General features: G+C 59.2%; 5 protein-coding genes. 3 read left to right on the forward strand and 2 right to left on the reverse strand.

What is annotated here, in order from left to right; all coding sequences use genetic code 11:
* Nucleotides 1–226: 226 nt before the first annotated feature.
* Both K6T12_RS21230 and K6T12_RS21235 read right to left on the reverse strand, forming a co-directional pair.
* Nucleotides 227–415, reverse strand: coding sequence for a hypothetical protein (locus K6T12_RS21230; protein WP_222224973.1), 189 nt, complete (start codon nucleotides 413–415; stop codon nucleotides 227–229).
* Nucleotides 416–746: 331 nt separating this feature from the next.
* Nucleotides 747–1,622 carry a LysR substrate-binding domain-containing protein gene (locus K6T12_RS21235; RefSeq protein ID WP_222224974.1) on the reverse strand — a complete coding sequence of 292 codons (876 nt, stop codon included), beginning with the start codon at nucleotides 1,620–1,622 and terminating at the stop codon, nucleotides 747–749.
* A 142-nt stretch (nucleotides 1,623–1,764) separates the two neighbouring features.
* On the opposite strand from K6T12_RS21235, the gene K6T12_RS21240 reads away from it, so the two are divergent.
* The 3 genes from K6T12_RS21240 to K6T12_RS21250 are packed head-to-tail and all read left to right on the forward strand — an operon-like array spanning nucleotide 1,765 to nucleotide 3,141.
* Nucleotides 1,765–2,139, forward strand: coding sequence for a carboxymuconolactone decarboxylase family protein (locus K6T12_RS21240; protein ID WP_222224975.1), 375 nt, complete (start codon nucleotides 1,765–1,767; stop codon nucleotides 2,137–2,139).
* A gap of 2 nt (nucleotides 2,140–2,141) precedes the next feature.
* Entirely contained in the window at nucleotides 2,142–2,561 is a 420-nt protein-coding gene (locus tag K6T12_RS21245; protein WP_222224976.1) for a tautomerase family protein, read from the forward strand.
* Between the two features lies 1 nt (nucleotide 2,562).
* A complete protein-coding gene (locus K6T12_RS21250; protein ID WP_222224977.1) occupies nucleotides 2,563–3,141 on the forward strand; it encodes a DUF4865 family protein in 579 nt (192 codons plus the stop codon).
* The last annotated feature ends 312 nt before the right edge of the window (nucleotides 3,142–3,453 follow it).

Consider the following 3,453-nt stretch of genomic DNA (forward strand, 5'->3'; position numbering starts at 1 on the left):
GGGCGCCGCCATGCGCAAGCTGGTACACATCTGTTTCGGTGTGGTGAAAAACCAGCAAGAATTCCAACCACAACTGCCGTAAAAGGCCGTTGTGGCCGGAATCGAGAGATGGTATCTACGGAGCACGACAATAGCTTGCAGGAACGTCTCCGGCCGGGCAGGTCTAGCCACGACCTGTGCAATACGAAAGGTACCCAAAGGACATACAAAGCAGAAATCTACAGAATTATTCGCTGACCGGAAGCAGCAGCTCGTGGCCAATCACCTTATCGATCAGGGTGTAGGGCACTTTGTATTGCCCGCCTTTATACTTCACAACCGCATATTCAAAGCACATTTTGGTAACGGTACACTCAATCACATTCTGACCGTCAGAGATGCGGACAATATTGTAGTTATGAAGGATAAGGGCCATGGTAAATCCTGATTAAAAACCGGTGGTTATTTCCTTTGATGGTAACGAAACCGGCAGCCTTGTTATTACCCCAGGCTCTGACATTCCATACCTGGTCTACGGGTTGGTTGCCTGCAACAGCAGACTTCAAGCGCCAGGTCGCGGCTAAAGACCGCTTCTACAATCTACTCCTACAATCTACTGCCGCGTTTTGTAGCAGCCCTCTCCGAGGGCGACAGCCATCTGCCATAGGGCATCGCGCAGGTCGCGGCTAAACCTGCCCGGCCGGAGACGCTCTTACAAGGTTCTTCCTTCGTAGTAGACCGCTTGGCATGCCCGTCGGGCAGTGCGACTACAACACCTCCAAACTCTCCAACAGCGTTTCCTCCAGGCATTGGGTTGCGGCGGTAGGCGTCGTCTCCAACCGGTGCAGCACCAGATCCAGCGACGGCAATGCGGGCAGCTGCGGATCCTCATAAAAATCCTTATCGAAGGCGGCCAAACCGGTCGGCAGACCGGCCAGAGTCCGCACCGTCACGCCCAACCCCGCCTGGACCGCCGCCCAGATGCCGGCCAGGCTGTGGCTGGTCATGACCACCTGCCAGGGCACACCGGCCCGGTCCAGCGCCGCCAGTGCCTGCTGGCGAAACAGGCAAGGGGCATCGAACAGGATCAACGGCAGCGGCCGCTGCCGATGGATCTCCGCTTGCCGGCTGCCGATCCAGTTCATCGGCAGTGTTTTCAAAACCTTCGTATGGGCCAGTGGCTGGCCGTCACCCCAGGCCAAGGCCAGATCCAGCCGGCCGGAGCGGATCCCACCGATCAACTCGGCATTGCGCGCCACCCTGACCTCGATCTGCACCCCCGGATAAACCCGGCTGAACCGTGCCAAGGTGCGGGACAGCAACTGCTCGCCAAAATCCTCCTGCAACCCCAACCGGACCCGCCCCTGCAGGTTCAGCTGGCGCAACGCCATCACCGCTTCATCGTTGGTTGCCAGCAACTGCCGGGCATAGGACATCAGCGCCTCACCTGCCGGCAGCAGTTCCAGCTTGCGTCCTGACCGGCGCAGCAACGGTTGGCCAACCTGCTCTTCGAGCTTCTTCAGATGAGCGCTGACGGCGGAGGTCGAACGGTTCAATGCCTCGGCAGCACTGGCGAAACTGCCCATGTCCATACCGGTGACGAAGCTGCGCAGCGCGTCCAGATCGAGGGTGACTCTTCGCATCTCTTTAACCATACCCCCAACCCTATCCCAACCAAAAAAATCCCGAAATACAGGACTATTAATACAAAATGTTTTGATTTTTTAAATCATGGTCGATGGATACCCTGAGCCTGTCAATAACGAACGGCAACAGGAGTCACCGATGACCAAGTCGATACCGCCGACGTCGCCAGCGACGCCCTCCCATCCTCAAAGCCCCGCGCAGCAGGCATTCGGCACCGTGGCGCCCCGTTTCGCTGAACTGACCGACGAGCTGCTGTTCGGCGATATCTGGCAGCGGCCACAGCTGACAGCCCGCGAGCGCAGCCTGATCACCGTCGCCGCCCTGGTGGCGCTGAACCATACCGCCCAGCTGCCGTTTCACCTGGCGAAAGCGACGGACAACGGCCTCAGTCGCGAACAGCTGGCCGAGCTGATCACCCACCTGGCGTTCTACAGCGGTTGGCCCTGTGCCGCCTCGGCGCTGACCACCCTGGCGGAACAGACCAATCCCACCAGCAACAGCGGAGGTAACTGACCATGCCGTTTACCCGTATCTCGCTGCGCAACGGCAGGTCCGCCGACTATCTGCAGGCGGTTTCGGACGCGCTGCATGAAGCTCTGGTGGAAGCTTTCGAGGTGCCCGAAGACGACCGTTTTCAAGTGATCGAACAGCTGGAACCGGAAGCCTTTGTCTATGACCGCCATTACCTGGCGCGGCACGGCCGCTCCGGCAACCAAGTGCTGTTCCAGATCACCGCCGGACGCGAACGCAGCGACAGCACCCGAGTCGCCTTCTACGCCTGCCTGCTGGAAAAGCTGCAGCAAGCGGTCGGCCTGCATGCCGATGACCTGATGGTGATCATCACCACCAACCGCCTCGCCGAGTGGTCGTTCAGCGCCGGCAAGCCGGCAACCGCGATGACCCTTTCAGCCAAAACAGAGATAGAGGAGCCTTGATATGATCGCCATGCAATACCGTTTCGTACTGCCCGCCGACTACGATATGAACATCGTCCGTCAGCGCATCCGCGACAAGGGCCACCTGCTGGACCAATACCCGGACTTGGCGTTCAAGGCCTACCTGTTCGCCGACATCCGCGATCAGCAGCATCCGGCACCGTTAAACCTGTACGCGCCCTTCTACCTCTGGGAGAACAGCGCCGGCATGAGCCGATTCCTCAGCAGCGAAGGGTTCGCCGCGCTACAGGCCGCGTTCGGACGGCCACAGGTGCTCAGCTGGATACCGCTGGCCCAGGCGCACAACGCAGACATCCGGCAGGCCCGCTACGCCCACCGCCAGCTGATCCCGATCCATTCCAGCCATTCATTGGCGGAGCTTCGCGAACAGGAACAACGGCGACTAGCCGATCAGTTGGAATCCGGCGAAACGCTGGCCTGCGTGATGGCCTTCAATCCCACCGACTGGACGCTGCTGCGCTTTTCACTGCATAGGGAATTACCTGCAGATACGAAACCAGCTGACGGGGAATTCGAGGACTATCAGGTAGGGCATCTATCCTATCCGCAGGCAACATAAAGGTTCTTCGCGCTTTAGCGGGAAAGCCTTCAATCCGTTGATGAAATTTTAAAATCGCGGCCGGTACCCAAAGGGCATGCCAAGCCCGCTGCTACGGAGGCCGTGCTTCGTAGCAACCCGCTCCCAGGGCGACACCCACGGACTTCACCAAGCCAGTCGCGGTCAGAGCCCGCTGCTACGGGGTTCGGTGCTTCGTAGATACCATCTCTCGATTCCGGCCACAACGGCCTTTTACGGCAGTTGTGGTTGGAATTCTTGCTGGTTTTTCACCACACCGAAACAGATGTGTACCAGCTTGCGCATGGCGGCGCC

Origin of the sequence: Marinobacterium arenosum (assembly GCF_019795155.1) — a bacterium.
Taxonomy (GTDB): domain Bacteria; phylum Pseudomonadota; class Gammaproteobacteria; order Pseudomonadales; family Balneatricaceae; genus Marinobacterium_C; species Marinobacterium_C arenosum.